The organism is Pseudoalteromonas sp. c7(2019) (assembly GCF_011378625.1).
GTDB lineage: Bacteria > Pseudomonadota > Gammaproteobacteria > Enterobacterales > Alteromonadaceae > Pseudoalteromonas > Pseudoalteromonas arctica.
In genome coordinates this window covers 1-366 of sequence record NZ_WTKS01000113.1, presented here as the reverse complement: position 1 = coordinate 366, position 366 = coordinate 1, and the positions used below count along the sequence as shown (strand labels likewise).

Below are 366 nucleotides of genomic sequence, written 5' to 3'. Positions count from 1 at the left end.
ATAAGGTTAAATAATAAAATTATTGCCCTTGATAAATAACAGTTTTTACAAACTTAGACCATTATTTATCAAGGACTCAATTTCAATAAAATAAGTGCTTAATATTTAAATTGTTCCAATAACTTGTTTAATTCATTCACATTGGTTTTAAGTGTTTGTCCCGTTGTATGTACCACCATAATATTGTCTTTGTTTGAGTGAGAGACAGACGATATACTAACAATGCTTTCTTCGATTTCTGACATTACTTGGTTTTGCTCTGCTGTTGCAGTGGCAATTTGTGCATTCATTTGATTAATATTTTTCATGTTTTCAGCAATGACACCAAATGAGAGCGTTAATGCTTCAACTTTACTATGTGAGTTG

At 30.3% G+C, this 366-nt stretch carries 1 pseudogene; it reads right to left on the bottom strand.

Going from position 1 to position 366, the window contains the following annotated elements:
* Positions 1-98: 98 nt before the first annotated feature.
* Positions 99-366 (bottom strand): annotated as a pseudogene (locus GQR38_RS20220) (methyl-accepting chemotaxis protein); the annotation flags it as partial.